Origin of the sequence: Blastococcus sp. LR1 (assembly GCF_020166105.1) — a bacterium.
Lineage (GTDB): Bacteria > Actinomycetota > Actinomycetes > Mycobacteriales > Geodermatophilaceae > Blastococcus.
Genome location: NZ_JAIUJY010000010.1, coordinates 1 through 709, shown reverse-complemented (window position 1 = coordinate 709; position 709 = coordinate 1). Strand labels below are relative to the sequence as shown.

The following is a 709-nucleotide window of genomic DNA, read 5'->3' as shown; positions in this document are numbered from 1 at the left end:
GCGGTGCCGGTCTTCTGCGTGCCCGTGAAGACCAGGCTCAGCGCAGCGGACTTGCCCTGGAAGGTGTTGTCGGCGGTGGTGGGCAGCGAGACGGTGTAGGCGACGAAGTCGGTCGCACCGGCGTTGAGGGAGGCGGCGCCGGCCAGGTTGATGTTGCCGGCGACCGGGCCCGAGCCGAGGGTCTTCTCGCCGCTGGAGCAGGTGAAGCCGTTGCCGGACTGGACCCAGGCGACGGCGCAGGACTTGACGGCGAGCTGCAGGCCGTTGACCGCGTCGGTGGTCAGCACGCTCGGGGCGGCGACGGTGGTGCCCAGCGTGAGGCTGCCGAAGGGCAGGTTGCCGTCGTTCTTGACGGTGACGGCCCGGGTGACGGTGTCGCCGGGAACCAGGTTCGAGATCGTCAGGGGGAGGGTGCCCTGCTGGGTGGCGGTGATCGAGAGCGTGCCGGTGTCGAGGGTGGTGTTCACCGGGGTGGTGCTGTCGGTGAAGGTTCCGAAGGTGCCGATGCCGGCGACGGCGGCGGCGGCACCGATGACGCCGAGGGAGCCGACGACCTTGCGGGCGGTGGAGCTGGTGGCGACGAGGGTCTTGGTCATGTCCGTGTCTCCTGTGTCCGTGGGGTGCCACCGGGCTTCCGGCGACAACACAGACTCTGGAGGGCCAACCGCAGGCCACCCGCCAGCGATCCGCAAGAAACCCGCAAGGAATC

1 protein-coding gene is annotated in these 709 nt (G+C 69.8%); it reads right to left on the bottom strand.

The genetic code is table 11. The annotated features are described in order from the left end of the window. Positions 1-596 (bottom strand): TasA family protein (locus tag LBW97_RS20275; protein WP_304505483.1); only part of this gene is annotated, 596 nt, incomplete at its 3' end. Between the last annotated feature and the right edge of the window lie 113 nt (positions 597-709).